The following is an 18,576-nucleotide window of genomic DNA, read 5'->3' as shown; positions in this document are numbered from 1 at the left end:
CGCCTCCCTGTGGGCGAAAACGCCCTGAAGTGCCCCGATGTTCCCGTGGCACGGTGTTCTGTCTGGTGTCGCGGGGGGCCGTCGGCCATCACCCGCAACAGGTCTTCCCGTCGCCGCCGCCCGGCCGGATCGTCCGCTGCACGCCCCGATCCGGCCCGCCGGTCAGCCGGCGGCGGTCGCGGGCTCGGGGGCCTCAGCCGCCCCTCCGGCCCCGCGCCGGTCTTCGTCGGTCCCCGGGTCGGCGCCCGCCGCGTCGGCGCGGTCGTCCTCGTCCGCGCCGGGGCGCCCCGGTCCGCCCCGGAGTTCCGTGATGGCGGCCTCGAAGTCCTCCAGCGACTCGAACGCCCGGTATACCGAGGCGAACCGCAGATAGGCGACGAGGTCGAGTTCCTGCAGGGGGCCGAGTATGGCCAGGCCCACGTCGTGGGTGGTCAGTTCGGCACTCCCGGTGGCGCGCAGCGCCTCCTCGACCCGCTGGCCGAGCTGGGCGAGTGCGTCCTCGGTGACAGGCCGCCCCTGGCATGCCTTGCGCACGCCGTTGATGACCTTGGTACGGCTGAAGGGCTCGGTGACTCCGGACCGCTTGATCACCATCAGCGAGCAGGTCTCCACGGTCGTGAAACGACGGGAGCAGTCAGGACACTGGCGGCGCCGGCGGATCGACGTGCCGTCGTCGGTGGTACGGCTGTCGACGACACGGCTGTCGGGGTGCCTGCAGAAAGGACAGTGCATGAAAATCCAACCCTCCTCACAGCAGACTCAATGGCCTCGCCGGGCCTCCTGAGCCCCGCGAAGCAGCCACAAGCATAGGCGATCGTCGGGGCCTTCAAGACCCGGGGGACCACAACCACTGGGATGCAGTAGCCATCCAACCACTAGATGTGGGGATCGGGTCAGACATACACGCCGTATCCGCGCGTCACTCGCGAACCGGCCGGCGCCCCACCGCGGCGACCCCGCCCTCAGCGCCCGCCCCGCGGCGCCGAACCCGCCTGCCCGACCCGGCCGAAGCAGCCGAAGCAGCCGAAGCGGCCGCCCGGCCGGTGACGCGGTGACGCGGTGACGCGGTGACGCGGTGACGCGGTGACGCGGTGACGCGGTGACGCGGTGACGCGGTGACGCACGACCGTATCGCCGCGGCCCCCTACGTCGTATCGTTCCGGCACGCCGCGAAAGCGGCGTGAACTCCGAGCGGGGATCGTACGGGGCTTCCGCGCCGAACCGGGGCGGTGCCCGGCGCGCCGGGTTCCGGGTGGCAGACTGAGGCGGCCTCCACGGGGTCGGCATCCGCCGGTGAACGGTACAGCAACACCCCCTTCCACTCACCGCACATCGGGGCGTCAATACACCCGGACACATGACCACGTCAGCAGATTCGCGGTTTTTCACTCGAACGTGTGTTTGGCGCAACCTTTCGAAAGCTACTACCGTTGTGCTGGCAGGGAGACCACCGAGAGGGGCCGACGTGACCACGACCGCAGACAGTGCCGCCATCACTGCCCAGGACCGCTCCCAGGGCCGACTCGAGCCGGTGCACACGATGAGCGAAGCCGCGCAGTCCGAGGGGCACAAGCGGTCCCTGCCGGGCCGACCTCCAGGCATCCGGGCGGACAGCTCGGGACTCACCGACCGCCAGCGCCGGGTCATCGAGGTCATCAGGGACTCCGTGCAGCGGCGCGGGTACCCGCCGTCGATGCGCGAGATCGGCCAGGCCGTGGGCCTGTCCAGCACCTCCTCGGTGGCGCACCAGCTGATGGCCCTGGAGCGGAAGGGCTTCCTCCGCCGCGACCCGCACCGTCCGCGCGCCTACGAGGTGCGGGGCTCCGACCAGGCCGCCCCGGTGCAGCCCACGGACACCACCGGCAAGCCCGCCGCCTCCTACGTCCCTCTGGTCGGCCGCATCGCGGCGGGCGGCCCGATCCTCGCCGAGGAGTCGGTCGAGGACGTCTTCCCGCTGCCCCGGCAGCTCGTCGGCGACGGAGAGCTGTTCGTCCTGAAGGTCGTCGGCGATTCCATGATCGAGGCGGCCATCTGCGACGGCGACTGGGTCACCGTCCGCCGGCAGCCGGTCGCCGAGAACGGCGACATCGTCGCGGCCATGCTGGACGGCGAGGCCACGGTCAAGCGGTTCAAGCGCGAGGACGGCCACGTGTGGCTTCTCCCGCACAACGCCGCCTACGAGCCCATCCCCGGCGACGACGCGACCATCCTCGGCAAGGTGGTGGCCGTCCTCCGTCGTGTCTGAGCACTGCGGCGCGTGAGTCGCACCGGCACGCCGCACTCCGTGCGCGGGCCACACCGCACCGCTCCCTGACTGGGCCCCGGGACCCCTGCGCCGGTTCCGGGGCCCTGCCCTGTGCGGGACTCGTGGGCCGCATCGCGGAGCCTGCTGCCGGAACCGGCGCAGGGGCCGAGCCGAGAGCGGCACAGGGGAGGCCGTGCCGAAACCGGCGCAGGGAGGCCGTGCGGGAACCGGGGCAAGGGCCCCGGCCGGGTCAGCCGGTTTCCCCGCCGGTGCCGCCGCCCTCCGGCGCGGCGCGTTCACGGCTCCGGCGGTCGCCCCCTGCCCGAAGGCCGTGGCCGTGCCCCGACCGACCGCGGCCCTACCGACCGATGCCCCGACGACGGACGCCTCCGCCCACTCAGGCCGTCTCCGCCTCCCGCGCCACCGCATCGATCGCCGTCAGGGACCTGCGGACCTGGTTGCGGTCGGTGGTGTACCAGAAATCCGGCAGCGAAGCCCTCAGATAGCTCCCGTAGCGGGCCGTGGCCAGACGCTGGTCCAGAACGGCGACCACTCCGCGGTCCCCCGACGCGCGGACCAGGCGTCCGGCGCCCTGGGCCATCAGGAGGGCGGCGTGGGTGGCGGCGACCGCCATGAAACCGTTGCCGCCGGCGTCCTCCACCGCCTTCTGCCGGGCGCTCATCAGCGGGTCGTCGGGACGCGGGAACGGGATCTTGTCCATCACCACCAACTGGCAGCCCGCTCCCGGCACGTCCACGCCCTGCCAGAGCGACAGGGTGCCGAAGAGACAGGTCCTCGCGTCGGCCGCGAAGTTCTTGATCAGCTCACCGAGGGTCTCCTCGCCCTGCAGCAGGATCGGGAACTCGGGGATGCGGTTGCGCAACTCCTCGGCGGCCGTCTGCGCGGCCCGCATGGACGAGAAGAGTCCGAGCGTGCGGCCTCCCGCGGCCTGGATCAGCTCGGTCAGTTCGTCCAGCATGTCGGCGCGGTCTCCGTCACGGGCCGGCCGGGCGAGGTGCTTGGCGACGTACAGGATGCCCTGCTTGCGGTAGTCGAACGGAGAACCCACGTCGACGCCCTTCCACCGCGGCTGGTCGTCGCCTTCGGTGCCCTCGGGCGCAAGGCCGAGGGAGGCGCCGACGCCGTTGAAGTCGCCGCCCAGCTTGAGGGTCGCGGACGTCAGCGTCACGGAGCGGTCGGAGAAGAGCTTCTCGCGCAGCAGTCCGGAGACCGACATGGGGGCGACGCGCAGGGAGGCGCCGAAGCGGTCGTGGCGCTCGTACCAGACGACGTCCCATTCCGAGCCGTTCACGATCCGCTCCGCGACGTCGTGCACGTTCTCCACGGAGGCGAGAGCCTGCTTGCGCACGGCGTCCTCGTCCTGGACGGACTTGTCCCGGGTCCCGCCGATCGCCGAGATGACGGTGCGCGCGGCGTCGCGCAGGGCCATGAGGGCGTAGCCGAGGTCTTCCGGGATCTCCTCCAGCCGGCCGGGCAGCGCCAGCTCCATCAGCCGCTCGAAGCCCTCCGCGGCGGTCTGGAGTTGGTCGGCGGCCTTCTCGTTGACCAGCTTCGCGGCGCGGCGCACCGCCCGGTTGACCTGGCCCGGGGTCAGCTCGCCGGTGGCGACGCCGGTCACCCGGGAAACCAGTTCGTGCGCCTCGTCGACGATCAGTACCTCGTGCTGCGGCAGCACCGGAGCACCCTCGATGGCATCGATCGCTAGCAGGGCGTGGTTGGTGACCACCACCTCGGCCAGTTTGGCGTGCTCGCGGGCCGTCTCGGCGAAGCACTCCGCACCGTAGGCGCACTTCGAGGCGCCCAGGCATTCCCGGGACGACACGGACACCTGGGACCAGGCCCGGTCGGACACCCCGGGCGTCAGGTCGTCCCGGTCGCCGGACTCGGTCTCGTCCGCCCAGTCGCGCAGCCGCAGCAGGTCCTGTCCGAGCCTGCTGGTGGGTGCGGCGGCCTCGAACTGGTCGAACAGGCCCTCCTCCTCGTCCTGCGGGACGCCCTCGTGCAGGCGGTGCAGGCAGAGGTAGTTCGACCGGCCCTTGAGCATCGCGAACTCCGGGCGGCGGCGCAGCAGCGGGTGGAGCGCGTCCACCGTGCGGGGCAGGTCCCGCTCCACGAGTTGGCGCTGCAGCGCCAGGGTGGCGGTGGCGACGACGACCCGCTCGCCGTGCGCGAGTGCGGGCACCAGGTAGCCCAGCGACTTTCCGGTACCGGTGCCGGCCTGGACCAGCAGATGCGACCCGTCGTCGATCGCCTCTTCGACGGCTTGGGCCATGGCCACCTGGCCGGTGCGCTCCGTGCCGCCGACAGCGGTGACGGCAGCGTGCAGGAGTTCGGGGAGTGAGGGCTTCGTCATAGCGTGACCACCCTACGGCCCGGCACTGACAGACGAGTGACCATGGCGGAATACCTGGTGGGGATCAAGGTCCTGGATCCTCCGGAGCGGTGGAGCGGGCGGGCCGGGTCGGCGTCCGCGACGGACGGGTGGGTGGGCGGTGGGCGGGCGAGGCATGGGGGTGCCGGGGGTGGTGCACCGGTGGTGCGCGCTCCGGACGAGCGCGGTGCGCCGGTCGCTGGATGCCGCGAAGGGCGTCACATGAGAGCGCGCAGGCTTCGTTCCCGGACCATGAGCGCGGCCCGCTTGTCGGGCAGGTCGAGCTCGGCGGAGAACCTGAATCCGGCTGCCAGGAAGGCGGCGAGGGAGGGGGTGTTGCCGAGGTCCGGTTCGGCGACGACCCGGACGCAGCGGCCGCGCCGTTCCAGGACGAGATCGGCCGTGGCCCGAAGCAGGACGCTGCCCAGGCCTCGGCCCCGGTCGGCGGCGGCACCGACGAGGAGGTGGATACCGGTGTCATGGGGGTGAGCGGGGTAGTACCGCGCCAGCGGGTCGAGATCGGCCCGGTAGATCTCCCAGTAGCCGACGGGTGCGCCGTCCAGCAGGCCGAGGCAGGGCACGCTGCGTCCGTCACCGTCGGTCTGGACCCGCAGATGGTCCTCGGTCGCGGTGCGAGGGCCGTCCAGTTCCCAGAAGGCGGCCACGGACGGGTCGTTCATCCATCCGGTGATGAGCGGCAGGTCGCGGCCGATGCGGACCGGAACCAGGTGGAAGGAGCCCAGCGGGGTCGCGACCGGCCCCCAGTCGCCGACGTGGTCGAGCAGGGCGCCGCCCGCGCGGCGGGTGGCGCCCTGGGCGGGGACCCGGTCGCCGCGGACGCGGGCCCCTTCCGGACACGGGCCGCCCCCCGGCCGCGGGAGCGGCACGGGGCCAGGGCCAGTGCCAGGGCCAGGGCCAGGGCCAGGGCCAGGGCCGGGACCGGAGTCGGGGCCGTGGCGGAGACCGGAGTCGGGACCAAGGCCGGAGTTCGGGCCTGGCCGGGGGGTGTGGCTCCCGCCTCGGTCCGAGGGGGCGAGACGGTCGGAAGCTGCGGCACGGTCGGAAGTGCTGCCGCACGGCGAGAGCGGGCCGCGGTCGGTGGCGTGGCCGTAGGCCGCGCCGAGGCCGGTCGCGCTGTCGGAGGGAGCCACGGCGGAAGTCCTCTCGGGGGACGGGGCGGGCCGACGTCCCCCGAGGCGAGGGGTGTCGTCGCGAGGGTGGTGTCGGCGGAGGCGTTCAGGCGTGCAGAGGGTTGGCGACGGTGACGTAGACCGACTGCGTGTCCACCGGACCGACGAGTTCGTCGAGACCGTGCAGGCGGGTCAGCAGATTGGCCTTGCAGCGCAGCGCCGGTGCGTCGAGGAGGCGGCCGGGCAGCGTGCTGCGCATCCGCCCGGGGCCCGAGGCGGCGGCCTCCAGGAAGCGGCGGAAGGCGGCGAGCAGCAGCCGCTCGTCGGCGAGTCGCTGTGCGCCGAACGCTCCGACGAGCCCGAACACGTTGTTGATCGCGAGGTAGTAGGTGAACCGTTCGTCCACGACCTCGTCGGAGACGAAGGTGTCGCTGAGCCCGCCGATGCCGGGCAGGCGTGCGTCGAGGTCCCGGCGCCGGGACTCGCGGAAGTAGTAGCCCTGGTTGTCCCGGTACCGGCCGCCGGCGGGCCAGCCGTCGGCGTCCAGCACGAGCAGGGTGTTCTGCTGGTGGGCCTCCAGGGCGACGCCCGCTTCGCCGTCCAGCCAGAGCACCGGGAGGACGACCTGATCGAGGTAGCGCAGGAACCACTCGACGGCCACCGCGCCCCGGGGCCGGCCGGAGCGGGCGGCCAGGCCGGTGAGCAGCTCGGCCAGCCGGGACCGCATGACGGATCCGGTCGCCTGCGCCCGGTCGGCGGTGCCGGCCGGAGCGGCGGGACACGGGCGCGGCCGGAGCGCGACGAGTCCGGCGACGCAGGCGACGTCGTCCCCGGGACCGAACGGACTGTGCCGGATCATCACGTCGAGTCCGGGCACGGGAACGCCGTCCAAGTCGTCGACGGCGAGCCAGGCCGGGTCGCGGACGATGTCGAACCCGGGGTGTGCCGCGTGCCAGCGGCCGGCCAGGCCGGCGCGCAGCAGCCGGTGCGCCTCGACGCCCCGGTGGAGCTCCTTGCGGAGGTTCTCCCGGCGCGAGTTGGTGATGCGCACGGCCAGCGAGAGCTTCAGCATGGCCGGGGCACCCGGCCGGTACACGGTCCGCACCGAGGACGTCGGATGCCAGGGGGCGCCGTGGTCGCCGAGGTCGCGGAGCAGGCCGGCGTCGAGCAGCGCGGCGACGCCGGGGCGGCGGCGTGCCTCGCGCCACTGCCAGGGGTGCAGGGGGAGCGCGGCGCAGCCGTCCGGCAGCGGCAGCCCCGCGCCGGCGAGTCGCGCCGTGAGCCGCTCGGCGGTCACGGGACGGCCGTGCTCGGTCCAGGCCGAGTCGGCGGTGAGCACGGGCGGGGCCACGGCGATCCAGCGCAGGGGGAAGGAACCCTGCGCCTCGGGCGAGTAGCGCGGTGACTCGGTCTCCGACAGGCCTTCACGGCTTTTCGGGGCCGGATGCAGGGGGTGGCCGAGGAGCAGCGCCTGCTCCGCCGTGAGGAAGAGGTCGGGCCCGTCGGTCGGATGGTCCCGGCGCACGTCGAGGAAGGTGGCGGTGCGGTGGACGGAGTCGGCGACGCGGGCGACCAGATCGGTGGCGTGAGCCGCGAAGTCGGTTCTGTGAGCGCTGAGTTCGGTCGTGCGAGGGGCGGGTTCGGTGGCGTGAGCCGCGAAGACGGTCGTGCGAGGGGCGGGTTGGCCGGTGCGGGGGACGATGTCGGCGGCAGGGGCGGGCTGATCCGCGGCGCGGGCGGCCGGGCCGTCGGACTGATCGCCGAAGTCGCCGGTGCAGGCCGTGTCCCGGCCGGCGGCGGCGGCATGAGTCCGTGCGGCGTCGCGGGGTGCCGCGGGTCGGTCGGTCGCGTCATCGGTCGGGCCGTGGGACTCCCGGCCGAGCAGTGTCGCGAGCGCGACGGCGTCCACGGCGGGGGCCTCGGCGGGGGTGCCGGCCAGGCGGGCGGGGCCGAAGCGGTGCCAGCCGGTCGCCGACCAGTAGTGGACGGGCGCGAGCAGTGCGGTGCCGCTCATCGGCAGGGCCACGCGCAGCAGGCCGTCGGCGGGGGCGGGAAGTCCTCTCTCGCGCACCCAGCAGCGGAGCAGGTTCTCCACGGTCGCGGCCTGGGCCGCGGTGTGCGGATCGGGGTGGTCCAGGGTGTCGCCCACACCCTCGATGCGCGCATGCGGGGCCCGCGTCGCTGCCGGATACCGAGTGGGTGCGGGGGCCGGTGCGGGTGCGGGTGCGGGTGCGGAAACGGTCGCCTCGCCCGTGCTCGCGATGCCGGGGGCGGGGTGGTCGGGCGGAACGTCGAACGTGGTGGTGGCGGCGGTGTCCAAGGCGTTTTCTCCGGGAAGGCGCGCGCTGCCGGCGGTCACCGTGGTGCGCGGGGTCGCTGGGCGGCCCGGCGGGTCGCTGCGGGTCGCTGTAGGGCTTGTAGTCGTCTGGGGCGCCCGGTCGTCGTGACCGCGGCGCCTCGGCCACCGGGGGCGCGGCGCACGCTGCCGGCGGCACGGGAGTCCGTTGCAGGAGGCACCCGCGGAGTGGCGGGGCCGGGAGGCACCCGCGGAGTGGCGGGGCCGGGAGGCACCCGCGGAGTGGCGGGGCCGGCGCCGGCGGCCCCCGGTCAGCGGGCGGTCCAGCAGGTGCGGGCGGCCGGGCCCCGGGACCCGGCGGTACACGGCGCCGGTCCGTGATCCGGAGAGGCCGGTCCCTCACCCCGGGGAGCCCGGGCCATCGGCCCGCTGCGTGCGCCGTCCGGAGTGGTCCCGGACCAGGGGGCCGCGGGCCACCGACTGCAGCGCGTCCACGAGCCGGTCGAGGACGGCGCTCGCCTGCTCGTCGGTGAGGGTGAGCGGGGGAAGGAGGCGCACGACGTTCCCGTGGCGTCCGGCGAGCCCGACGAGGAGACCGCGGCGCAGGCACTCCCGCCGGACGGCGATGGCCAGTCCGGGGGCCGGGGCAAGGGCGGCGGCGGCGGCCGCATCCTCGTCGGCGGCCACCTCAGCGCCCCCTGCGGGCCGCACGTCCGCCGCTGCCGCCGCGGCCGCCGCGGCCGTCCTCCCGCCGCCCTCGTGGCTGGGCGGGAACGCGGCATGCGCGGCGGCGGCACGGGTGGCGGCGCCGGCGCCTCGCGAGGGGCGGTGCCCACCGTCGGCGCCGGGGTCCGCCGCCGTCCCGGGGCCGCACGGCAGCACCGGGGAAAGGGTGCCGGGCTCCGGTCGGTCCCCCGGTTCCACCATCTCCACCCCGATCATCAGCCCGCGTCCCCGGACGTCGCCGACGCAGGCGAACTCCTCCTTCAGCACGCCGAGTCGGGCGAGTATCCGGGCGCCGAGCCGGGCCGCTCGCTCGGCGAGGCGGTTCTCCCGGACGTGGGCCAGGGTCGCCGCGCCCGCGGCCATGGCGAGTTGGTTGCCGCGGAAGGCACCGCCGGGTGTGGCGCGGTCCCCGGAGTCGAGGTCGTCGCGACTGACCACCACCGCGAGCGGGAGGCTGCCGCCGACGGCCCGGGAGACGATCACGTCCGGGGACACCCCGCTGTGCTCCACCGCCCAGAAGGTGCCGGTGCGACCCAAACCGCTCTCGGTCTCGTCGGCGACGAGGGCTATGGACCGATCGGCGGTGATCTGCCGCATTCGGCGCAGCCAGGCGTCCGGTGCGGGGTGGACGCCGTCCGCCTGCACGGCTTCGAGGATCACCGCCGCCGGTGCGGGCGCCCCGCAGACGCGATCGTCCAGGACCGACTCGGCCCGGCGGGAGTCGAGTTCGGCCCCGCCGACCCCGCCGGCCCCGCCGGCCCCGCCGGCCCCGCCGGCCCCGAACAGGCAGCGACAGTCCCGGGGATACGGCGGGCACATGCCCGGGGCCTCGGGCGCGGCCGCGGCCGTCGCGGCGCCGTGGCCGGGGAACACCGGGCCGCCGCAGGTGGTGTGGCAGGCGCCGGGGAAGGCGAGGACCCCGGGGCGGCCGCTCGCGGCGCGGACCAGAGCGAGGGCGGCACCGACGGCGTCCGTACCCGACGGCCCGCAGAACCGCACCCGCGCCTGCCCGGACAGTCCCGGCGGCAGGGTCTGATCCAGTTCGGCGAGGAAGGCGTCCCTCACGGGGCTCGCCAGGTCGGGGACGTGCAGCGGTGCGCCGGAGTCGAGGACCGCGCGGATCGCCTCCAGCACCACGGGATGGTTGTGGCCCAGCGCCAGGGTCCCCGATCCGGACAGGCAGTCCAGGTAGCGGCGGCCGTCCGCGGCCTCGATGGTCAGGCCCCTGGCCCGTACCGGCACGACGGGCAGCGCGTGTGCGTGAGTGCGCGCGGCCGCGTCGTGGGCCGGCCGGCGGCTCAGGATTCCTTCGGTCACGGCCACGGCTCCCTCTCCTCCCGCCGCAGTGCGCGGCCCCGGCCCGCCGAGGGCAGGCACCACCTCCAACAACCCCCTGCGGCCCTCCGGGTTACGGGTCGGACGAAGATCCTTGCCGTGACGCAACCGTTGCCGTTTGGTCGGTGGCCCCGCACAGCGAGCGCATAGTGTGTGGTGCCGTTCCGCACGGCACGGTGATTCCGCGCCGAGTACGTTCGTCTCAGGGGGAGTCAGTCCATGCGATCCATACGGCCGTCGGTCACCGTCCATCGGGGAAGGGGGCCGCGGCGCCGGACGTCTCCCCGCCTCGCCGCCCTTGCTCTCGCCTCGGCCCTGGCGCTCACCGCGACAGCGTGCGAGTCCGGCGACGACACCACCGGTTCGGGCGCCCGGGCGGCCGCGTCGGCCTCCGAGGCGGCCGGCGACGGGAAGATCAAGATCCCGGACGACATCAAGGACCGGCTCAAGCAGCACGGGATCGACCTCGACAAGTGGAAGAACGGCGCCTGGAAGAACTGGGACCGGGACGACTGGCTGCGCGAGGCCAGGGACTTCGTCAACCCGATCATCAAGGGGCTGTGGGACCCCGACCGGATGCGGCGCGCCGAGGATCCCGACCGGGGTGTCGACGGCAACGACCTCTCCGGCGACCGGGGCGTGACGGATCCGACGCCGGCGCCGGTCCGGGCGAAGGCCGTCGCCCCCACCTACCACGCCCACGCGCCGGAGGCGGGCAAGGTGTTCTTCGACTCCCCCCAGGGCACGATGGTCTGTTCGGCGACGGTCGTGAAGGACCCGGCGCACCCGGGCAAGTCCAACCTGGTGTGGACGGCGGGGCACTGCGTGCACGCGGGCAGCAAGGGCGGCTGGTACCGCAACATCGCCTTCGTGCCCTCGTACAACGACGCGGGCAGGTCCGCGGGCCGACTGCAGGACGCCAACAGGACGGAGGTCGCCCCCTACGGCGTCTGGTGGGCGGACTGGGCCCGGACCTCCGACCAGTGGATCAAGCAGGGCAGCCACACCGGTGGGGCCGGCGCCCCCTACGACTTCGCGGTGCTCCATGTGACGCCGGAGGAGGGCAGCGGGGGCAAGTCACTTGAGGAGACGGTGGGTTCGGCGCTTCCGGTGGACTTCCACGCGCCGGCGGTGCCCCAGGTGCGGAGCCTCACCGCGACGGGCTACCCGGCGGCCGCTCCGTACGACGGGCAGAAGCTGTACCGCTGCCAGGACAAGCCCGGCCGGCTGTCCCTGAACGCCTCGGAACCGACGATGTACCGCATCGGCTGCACCATGACCGGCGGTTCCTCGGGCGGCGGATGGGTGGCGCCTGGTTCGGACGGCCGGCCCGCCCTGGTGTCCAACACGTCGATCGGTCCCGCGAGTTCCGGCTGGCTGGCGGGGCCGCGGCTGGGCAAGGAGGCCGAGGGCGTGTACGAGTCGGTCAGCGGGAAGTTCGCCGGCCGGTGACCGCGGAACGGTGACGGCCCGCTCCCTGTGGTCGGGGAGCGGGCCGTCGTCCGGTCATCCGGGGGTCTGCCGCCGCCTTGCGGTGCCTCGGTCTCAGAGCGCGGCGGCGGGTGCGTACGGCGCGAGCTCGGCCGCGAGTTCCTCGTGCACCCGCGCCTTGAGCAGCGTGCCCTGCGCGGTGTGCTCCTCGGAGAGCACCTCGCCCTCGTCGTGCGTGCGGGCGACCAGGCTGCCCCGGGTGTAGGGCACGAGCGCCTCGATCTCCACCGAGGGCCGCGGCAGCTCGCTGTCGATCAGGGCACGCAGCTCGGCGATGCCCCGGCCGGTGCGCGCCGAGACCGCGATGGCGTGCTTCTCCTTCCGCAGCAGCCGCTGGAGCACCAGCGGGTCGGCGGCGTCGGCCTTGTTGACCACGACGATCTCGGGAACGCCGGTGGCACCGACGTCCCTGATCACCTCGCGCACGGCGGCAAGCTGCTCCTCCGGGTCGGGGTGCGAGCCGTCCACCACGTGCAGGATGAGGTCGGACTCGCCGACCTCCTCCATGGTGGAGCGGAACGCCTCGACGAGGTGGTGCGGCAGATGGCGCACGAAGCCGACCGTGTCCGCGAGGGTGTAGAGGCGGCCGCTCGGGGTCTCCGCCCGCCGGACGGTCGGGTCGAGGGTCGCGAACAGGGCGTTCTCCACCAGCACACCGGCGCCGGTGAGGCGGTTGAGCAGGGACGACTTGCCGGCGTTGGTGTAGCCCGCGATGGCGACGGACGGCACCCTGTGGCGCTTGCGCTCCTGGCGCTTGATCTCGCGGCCCGTCTTCATCTCCGCGATCTCCCGGCGCATCTTCGCCATCTTCTCGCGGATCCGCCGCCGGTCCGTCTCGATCTTCGTCTCACCGGGGCCGCGGGTGGCGAGCCCGCCGCCCTTGCCGCCGCCCATCTGGCGGGAGAGCGACTGGCCCCAGCCGCGCAGCCGCGGCAGCATGTACTGCATCTGCGCGAGTGCGACCTGCGCCTTGCCCTCGCGGGACTTGGCGTGCTGGGCGAAGATGTCGAGGATCAGGGCCGTACGGTCGATGACCTTGACCTTGACGACGTCCTCGAGGTGGATCAGCTGGCCCGGGCTCAGCTCACCGTCGCAGATGACGGTGTCGGCGCCCGCGTCGAGGACGATGTCACGCAGTTCGTGGGCCTTGCCGGAGCCGATGTAGGTGGCCGCGTCGGGCTTGTCGCGGCGCTGGATCACCCCGTCGAGCACGAGTGCGCCCGCGGTCTCCGCGAGGGCCGCGAGCTCCGCGAGGGAGTTGTCGGCGTCCTGTGCGGTCCCCGTGGTCCACACGCCGACGAGTACCACCCGCTCCAGCCGGAGCTGCCGGTACTCGACCTCGGTGACGTCCTCGAGTTCGGTGGAGAGGCCCGCGACGCGGCGGAGTGCCGCACGCTCGGAGCGGTCGAACTGGTCGCCGTCCCGGTCCCCGTCGATCTCGTGGCTCCAGGCGACGTCCTCTTCCATCAGGGCATCGGCCCGAAGACCTTCGGGGTGGTCGTGCGCGAAGCGCTTGGTGTCCTGGGAAGAGGAAGAAGAGGAGGTCATTGGGTCCTTACGTCGATGGGATCCTGTCGGCGGCGGTGTCGGGTCCAAGGGACCCGGCAACCGGTCCGGACGAGCCGGTCCGCCACTGTGCTCAACGCTCGGGTGTTCCGGGAGATTCCCCGGGCCCCGTGCCGCGCCGACCGGGAGATGGTCGCACGGGACGCCCCGTCCCGTCACCGCCTTATCCCCGGGCCGGTGCCGGAACGCCGCACGGGTGCACCCGCCGCGCGGTGCACCCGTACGGGTGCCGCCACAGGGCCGGGCCACACCGGCCGCCACCGGGCGCCCGAGGTCCGCCCCCGGGGACCTCCGGGCGTCCGCGGCCCGACCCTGAAGATGAACGGGTGCCCGCGCCCGACCCTGGCAGATCACCGGGCACCCGGGCACCCGCGCCCGACCCTGGGGAGCGTCATCCGTGTGCGGTCTTGCCCGGGGCGACGGAGGTCCAGTCCGGGTGGCCGGGCATCGGAGGGGTCTTCTCGCCGTACAGCCAGGCCCGGAAGAAGCCCCCGAGATCGCGTCCGGTGAGATGGGAGGCGAGCTCCACGAAGTCGGCGGTGGTCGCCGTGCCGTCCCGGTGGTTCTGCACCCAGGCCCGCTCCAGGCGTTCGAACGCGGGCTTGCCGATCTTCTGCCTGAGGGCGTAGAGGACCAGCGCGGCGCCGTCGTAGACGTTGGCACGAAAGATGCTGATCTTCCGACCGGGTTCCGGTGCCCTGGGCCGCGCGGGTGGTCCCCCGGCCGCCCGCCAGCGGTCGGAGGCGGCGTACGCGGCCTTCATCCGCGTCTCCATCGGCTTGTGCGCCTTCTCCTGCGCGTAGAGCTCCTCGTACCAGGTGGCGTGCCCTTCGTTGAGCCACAGGTCGGACCAGGTACGCGGGCTCACGCTGTCCCCGAACCACTGGTGGGAGAGCTCGTGCACCATGATCGACTCCACGTACCACTCGGGGTAGGCGGGTTCGGTGAAGACGTCCTTCTCGAAGAGGGACATCGTCTGCGTCTCCAGCTCGAAGCCGGTGTCCGCGTCGGCCATGAGCAGCCCGTACGTCTCGAAGGGGAAGGCCCCGACCTTGCTCTCCATCCAGGCGATCTGCTCCGGGGTCTTCTTCAGCCAGCGTTCGAGCCCGGCACGGTCCGCGGCGGGCACCACGTCGCGCAGCGGGAGGCCGTGCGGGCCCGTACGGTGCAGCACGGCGGAGTGGCCGATGGAGACCTGGGCGAGCTCGGTGGCCATGGGGTGCCGGGTGCGGTAGGTCCACGTGGTCGACCGGGCCGACCGCTCCTCGCCTGCCGGCAGTCCGTTGGCGACGGCGGTGTAGCCGTCGGGGGCGGTGATCCTGAACGTGAACATCGCCTTGTCGGAGGGGTGGTCGTTGCAGGGGAAGACCAGGTGGGCGACGTCGGCCTGGTTGGCCATGGCGAGGCCGTCCGAGGTGCGGACCCAGCCGCCGTCGCGGTCGCCCTCCGGGGTGGGGTCGCTGGTGTGCCGCACGGTGATCCGCATCCAGCTGCCCTCGGGGAGCCGCCTGGGCGGGGTGACGACGAGGTCCTCGCCGGCCGTGGTGAAGCGGGCGGGTTCACCGTCGACCTCGACCGAGTCGACCCTGCCCTCGGCGAAGTCCAGGTTGACGCGCTCCAGCGGGGCGGTGGTCCACGCGTCGATGGTGGTGACGGCCTTCAGCGGCTTGGTGTTGTCGCCGCCGTAGGTGAGGGCGAGGTCGTAGGCGGCGACGTCGTACCCGGGGTTTCCCAGGTACGGGAAGAGGCGGTCGCCGATGCCGAGCGGGGCGGCGGGCGTACCGGCGGCGACCAGGCAGACGGAGGCGGCGGAGGCGAGCAGGGCCGCCGTGACGCGCCGGCGGGTCTTCCGCCGGGGGGATCCTGCGCGGGGGGTGAGCAGCATGGACCACGGCTACCAGCGCGGGACGGTACGGCGGTGGCGACGCGCGCCCGGCCCACCCGAACGAGTTGCCCGCGGGCGAGCGGACCCGCGTGCGCACCCGGTGGTGCGCCTCTCGTACGCGCCCCGCCGGGACCCGCCCCCGTCACGCGCCCGAGGCCTCGACGGCCGTCCCGCGGTGCTGCGACCGGCTGACGTCGTACACGCCGGGTACGTCGCGCATGGCCCGCATGAGACCGAGCAGCCGCGCGGCGTCCGGAAGCTGGAGGGTGTACGTGTGGCGCACCCGCTGCTGATCGGGTGGTTCGACGGTGGCGGAGACGATCTCGGCGCCTTCCTGCGCGATGGCCTCGGTGAGGTCGGCCAGCAGGTGCGGACGGCCGAACGACTCGGCGACCAGGGTGACCCGGCACTCGGTGGCCTCGCCCCAGCGCACTCCGATCTCCGCGCGTCCCGCGCTGCGCATCCGCGCCACGGCCGCGCACCCGGCGCGGTGCACCGTGACCACTCCCCCGCGCACGGCGAATCCGGTGACCTCGTCGGCCGGCACGGGGGTACAGCATCCGGCGAGCCGCACCGGCGCACCGGGCAGGTCCACCACGGCGTTCGCCTCTGGGCGGGGCGGGGGGCCGTCGGCCGCGGAGCGCGGGGGCGCCGCCGCGGTACCCCGGTTCGGGCCCGGCCGGGTACCGCGCGGCCGCCCGGGGCCCGCACCCGCCTCGTCCTCCGCGGTCCCCCCGCCTTGCCGGCCCGCTTCGCCGTCCTGGCTTCCGGTGGGTGTCGGGTGGGTGGCCAGCCACCGTTGGATGGCGATCCGGGCGGCGGGCGTGTGGGCGTACTCCAGCCACTTGCGGGAGGGTTCGGAGGCGGGGTCCTGGCCCATCAGCAGCTCGACGGTGTCCCCGTCGCGCAGGACGGTGCTCAGTGTCGCGAGACGGCCGTCGACACTCGCTCCGATGCAGGCGTGCGCGTCCTCGCCGTACTGCGCGTAGGCGGCATCCACGCAGGTCGCGCCTTCGGGCAGGCCGAGAGCGGTGCCGTCGGGCCGGAAGACGGTGATCTCGCGGTCCTGGGCCAGGTCCGCGCGCAGGGTGGACCAGAAGGTGTCGGGGTCCGGCGCGGCCTCCTGCCACAGCAGCAGGCGGGAGAGCCAGCCCGGGCGGGTCGGGTCGGCACGCTCGCCGTCCGCCGCGGACGGCGGTTCGTCCGTGTCGGCGGCGTAGGGCGTGCCGAGGGCGACGACACCGGCCTCGGCGACCCTGTGCATCCGGTGGGTGCGGATGAGTACTTCCACGACCTGGCCGTCGTCGCGGGCGACGGCGGTGTGCAGCGACTGGTACAGGTTGAACTTGGGTACGGCGATGAAGTCCTTGAACTCGGAGACGACGGGCGTCATGCAGGTGTGCAGTTCACCGAGCACGGCGTAGCAGTCGGCGTCGTCGGCGACCAGGACGAGCAGGCGACCGAAGTCGGCGCCGCGCAGTTCACCGCGTTTGCGTGCGACCCGGTGGACGGAGACGAAGTGACGCGGCCGCACCAGGACCTCGGCTGAGATCCCGGCGTCGCGCAGGACGACGCGCATCTCCTCGGCCGTCCCGGCGAGCGGATCGTCCGCGCGGGCGGCGTTGCCGACGATCAGCTCCCGGGTGTGCTCGTACTCCTCGGGGTGGAGGATCGCGAAGACCAGGTCCTCCAGTTCCGTCTTGAGGGCCTGCACGCCCAGCCGTTCGGCGAGCGGGATGAGGACGTCCCGCGTCACCTTGGCGATGCGGGCCTGCTTCTCCGGGCGCATGACACCGAGGGTGCGCATGTTGTGCAGGCGGTCGGCGAGTTTGATCGACATCACCCGGACGTCGTTGCCGGTCGCGACGAGCATCTTGCGGAAGGTCTCGGGCTCGGCGGCGGAACCGTAGTCGACCTTCTCCAACTTGGTGACACCGTCGACCAGGTACCGGACCTCGCTGCCGAACTGCTCGCCGACCTGTTCCAGGGTCACCTCGGTGTCCTCGACGGTGTCGTGCAGCAGTGACGCCGTCAGGGTGGTGGTCTCCGCGCCGAGTTCGGCGAGGATCAGGGTCACGGCGAGCGGGTGCGTGATGTACGGCTCGCCGCTCTTGCGCATCTGGCCGCGGTGCGAGGACTCGGCCAGCACGTAGGCGCGGCGCAGGGGTTCGAGGTCCGCGTCGGGATGGTGGGCGCGGTGCGCGTCGACGACGTGGCCGATGGCGTCGGGGAGGCGGTCGCGTGCGGCGGGACCCAGCAGCGCGGCCCTGCCGAGGCGGCGCAGGTCGATACGGGGCCTGGCCTTGCGGCGACCCGGTGCGCCCGGGTCGGTGACCGCGTCCCGGGTGGCTGGGTTCGTGGCCTCCGCGCTCATGCGCACCTCCGGCTGGCTGGACCGGCGGACGGGGTGCCCCAGGGCGGACACGGCTCGGGGGACTGCGGCAGTCCCCCGTCCGAGCCGGTGCTTGATGCTACCGAGCCCACCACGCGCAAGTGACCGCCTCTCGCAGAGCGTGAAACGGATCACCCATTCGAGCGACGGGCAGCGGGGCCGGCGCCCGACCTCGACCGGCGTCCGGGCGGTTCAGCGCAGCAGGCCGCCGAACCACTCGGCGTCTACCTCGCCCTCGGCGACGATCACCGCGGGACCGGTCATCTCGATCTCGCCGTCGGGCCGTTCGGTGATCACCAGGCGACCGCCCGGCAGGTCCACGGTGTACGTCGCGGGGGTACCCGTGGCGGCGGGGTCGGCACCGTCCCGTCGGGCCGCCGCGACGGCGACGGCGCAGGCGCCGGTACCGCAGGAGCGGGTCTCCCCGGAGCCGCGTTCGTGCACCCGCACGACGACGTGGCCGGGGCCCCGCTCGGCGACGAACTCGACGTTGACCCCGTCCGGGTAGGCGGAGGCGGGCCGGAACGGAGGCGGGGTGTCCAGGCTCCCGGCGTGCGCCAGGTCGTCCACGAAGGCGACCGCGTGCGGGTTGCCCATGTTCACGTTCCGGGCGGTCCAGCTGCGCCCCCCGACGCTCACGGTGACGTCGCCCTCGGCGAGAACGGCTCGGCCCATGCCGACGGTGATGTCACCGTCCTTGGCGAGGTGCACGGACTTCACTCCGGCACGGGTGGCGACCGCCAGGTCTCCCTCGGGGATCAGACCGGCGTGCCGGAGGTACCGGGCGAAGACCCGGACGCCGTTGCCGCACATCTCCGCGATCGAGCCGTCGCCGTTGCGGTAGTCCATGAACCACTCCGCCTCGGCGGCCATCCCCCGCGCCTCGGGGTGCGCGGCGGACCGCACCACGTGCAGCAGCCCGTCGCCGCCGATGCCCGCCCGGCGGTCGCAGAGCGCTGCGACGGCGGCCGGGGACAGGTCGAGGGCGTTCTCGGGGTCCGGGACGATCACGAAGTCGTTCTCGGTGCCGTGCCCCTTGAGGAAGGCGATCCGGGTGCTCATGGGTCGATCGTACGGGGTGGGTGCGAGGTCCCCGCCGCCCCGCCCGGCCGGAGCGG

At 73.8% G+C, this 18,576-nt stretch carries 11 protein-coding genes; 2 read left to right on the top strand and 9 right to left on the bottom strand.

What is annotated here, in order from left to right; all coding sequences use genetic code 11:
* Positions 1–162 precede the first annotated feature (162 nt).
* Positions 163–732: a transcriptional regulator NrdR gene (nrdR, locus tag ACL02U_RS24445; RefSeq protein WP_412793067.1), complete on the bottom strand. Its 570-nt coding sequence runs from the start codon at positions 730–732 to the stop codon at positions 163–165.
* 733 nt (positions 733–1,465) lie between these two features.
* On the opposite strand from nrdR, the gene lexA reads away from it, so the two are divergent.
* Positions 1,466–2,245 carry a transcriptional repressor LexA gene (lexA, locus tag ACL02U_RS24440; RefSeq protein ID WP_412793066.1) on the top strand — a complete coding sequence of 260 codons (780 nt, stop codon included), beginning with the start codon at positions 1,466–1,468 and terminating at the stop codon, positions 2,243–2,245.
* A 397-nt stretch (positions 2,246–2,642) separates the two neighbouring features.
* Here the strand turns inward: lexA and ACL02U_RS24435 are convergent, their stop codons facing one another.
* The 4 genes from ACL02U_RS24435 to ACL02U_RS24420 all read right to left on the bottom strand — a co-directional run bounded on the left by ACL02U_RS24435 (position 2,643) and on the right by ACL02U_RS24420 (position 10,112).
* Positions 2,643–4,619 carry an ATP-dependent DNA helicase gene (locus ACL02U_RS24435; protein ID WP_412793065.1) on the bottom strand — a complete coding sequence of 659 codons (1,977 nt, stop codon included), beginning with the start codon at positions 4,617–4,619 and terminating at the stop codon, positions 2,643–2,645.
* Positions 4,620–4,855: 236 nt separating this feature from the next.
* Entirely contained in the window at positions 4,856–5,788 is a 933-nt protein-coding gene (locus ACL02U_RS24430) for a GNAT family N-acetyltransferase (RefSeq protein WP_412793064.1), read from the bottom strand.
* Between the two features lie 85 nt (positions 5,789–5,873).
* Complete coding sequence (locus ACL02U_RS24425; protein WP_412793082.1) at positions 5,874–7,862, bottom strand: IucA/IucC family protein; 1,989 nt, start codon at positions 7,860–7,862, stop codon at positions 5,874–5,876.
* Positions 7,863–8,462: 600 nt separating this feature from the next.
* Entirely contained in the window at positions 8,463–10,112 is a 1,650-nt protein-coding gene (locus tag ACL02U_RS24420) for an aminotransferase class III-fold pyridoxal phosphate-dependent enzyme (RefSeq protein WP_412793063.1), read from the bottom strand.
* Positions 10,113–10,343: 231 nt separating this feature from the next.
* Between ACL02U_RS24420 and ACL02U_RS24415 the strand changes: the two genes are divergently transcribed.
* Positions 10,344–11,576, top strand: coding sequence for a trypsin-like serine peptidase (locus tag ACL02U_RS24415; RefSeq protein WP_412793062.1), 1,233 nt, complete (start codon positions 10,344–10,346; stop codon positions 11,574–11,576).
* A 93-nt stretch (positions 11,577–11,669) separates the two neighbouring features.
* On the opposite strand, the gene hflX is transcribed toward ACL02U_RS24415, so the two are convergent.
* The 4 genes from hflX to dapF all read right to left on the bottom strand — a co-directional run bounded on the left by hflX (position 11,670) and on the right by dapF (position 18,520).
* Positions 11,670–13,163, bottom strand: a complete 1,494-nt coding sequence (gene hflX, locus ACL02U_RS24410) for a GTPase HflX (RefSeq protein ID WP_412793061.1) — start codon at positions 13,161–13,163, stop codon at positions 11,670–11,672.
* 409 nt (positions 13,164–13,572) lie between these two features.
* Positions 13,573–15,066: a M1 family metallopeptidase gene (locus ACL02U_RS24405; RefSeq protein WP_412793060.1), complete on the bottom strand. Its 1,494-nt coding sequence runs from the start codon at positions 15,064–15,066 to the stop codon at positions 13,573–13,575.
* 142 nt (positions 15,067–15,208) lie between these two features.
* Positions 15,209–17,440 (bottom strand): RelA/SpoT family protein, encoded by a 2,232-nt coding sequence (locus ACL02U_RS24400; protein WP_412793059.1) that lies wholly within the window; start codon positions 17,438–17,440, stop codon positions 15,209–15,211.
* A gap of 210 nt (positions 17,441–17,650) precedes the next feature.
* Positions 17,651–18,520 (bottom strand): diaminopimelate epimerase, encoded by an 870-nt coding sequence (gene dapF / locus ACL02U_RS24395; protein WP_412793058.1) that lies wholly within the window; start codon positions 18,518–18,520, stop codon positions 17,651–17,653.
* Positions 18,521–18,576 lie beyond the last annotated feature (56 nt).

The sequence above is a fragment of the Streptomyces sp. MS06 genome (genome assembly GCF_047200655.1).
In the GTDB taxonomy this organism is placed as follows: domain Bacteria; phylum Actinomycetota; class Actinomycetes; order Streptomycetales; family Streptomycetaceae; genus Streptomyces.
Note: the sequence above shows the minus strand (reverse complement) of the source record. Positions and strands in the feature narration are given on the sequence as shown.

What these genes read in the sequence shown, in the direction of transcription:
- hflX (WP_412793061.1), bottom strand. Translation starts at nt 13,163, where the DNA reads ATGACCTCCTCTTCTTCCTCTTCCCAGGACACCAAGCGCTTCGCGCAC.
- ACL02U_RS24400 (WP_412793059.1), bottom strand. Translation starts at nt 17,440, where the DNA reads ATGAGCGCGGAGGCCACGAACCCAGCCACCCGGGACGCGGTCACCGAC.
- ACL02U_RS24415 (WP_412793062.1), top strand. Translation starts at nt 10,344, where the DNA reads ATGCGATCCATACGGCCGTCGGTCACCGTCCATCGGGGAAGGGGGCCG.
- dapF (WP_412793058.1), bottom strand. Translation starts at nt 18,520, where the DNA reads ATGAGCACCCGGATCGCCTTCCTCAAGGGGCACGGCACCGAGAACGAC.
- ACL02U_RS24435 (WP_412793065.1), bottom strand. Translation starts at nt 4,619, where the DNA reads ATGACGAAGCCCTCACTCCCCGAACTCCTGCACGCTGCCGTCACCGCT.
- ACL02U_RS24405 (WP_412793060.1), bottom strand. Translation starts at nt 15,066, where the DNA reads ATGCTGCTCACCCCCCGCGCAGGATCCCCCCGGCGGAAGACCCGCCGG.
- nrdR (WP_412793067.1), bottom strand. Translation starts at nt 732, where the DNA reads ATGCACTGTCCTTTCTGCAGGCACCCCGACAGCCGTGTCGTCGACAGC.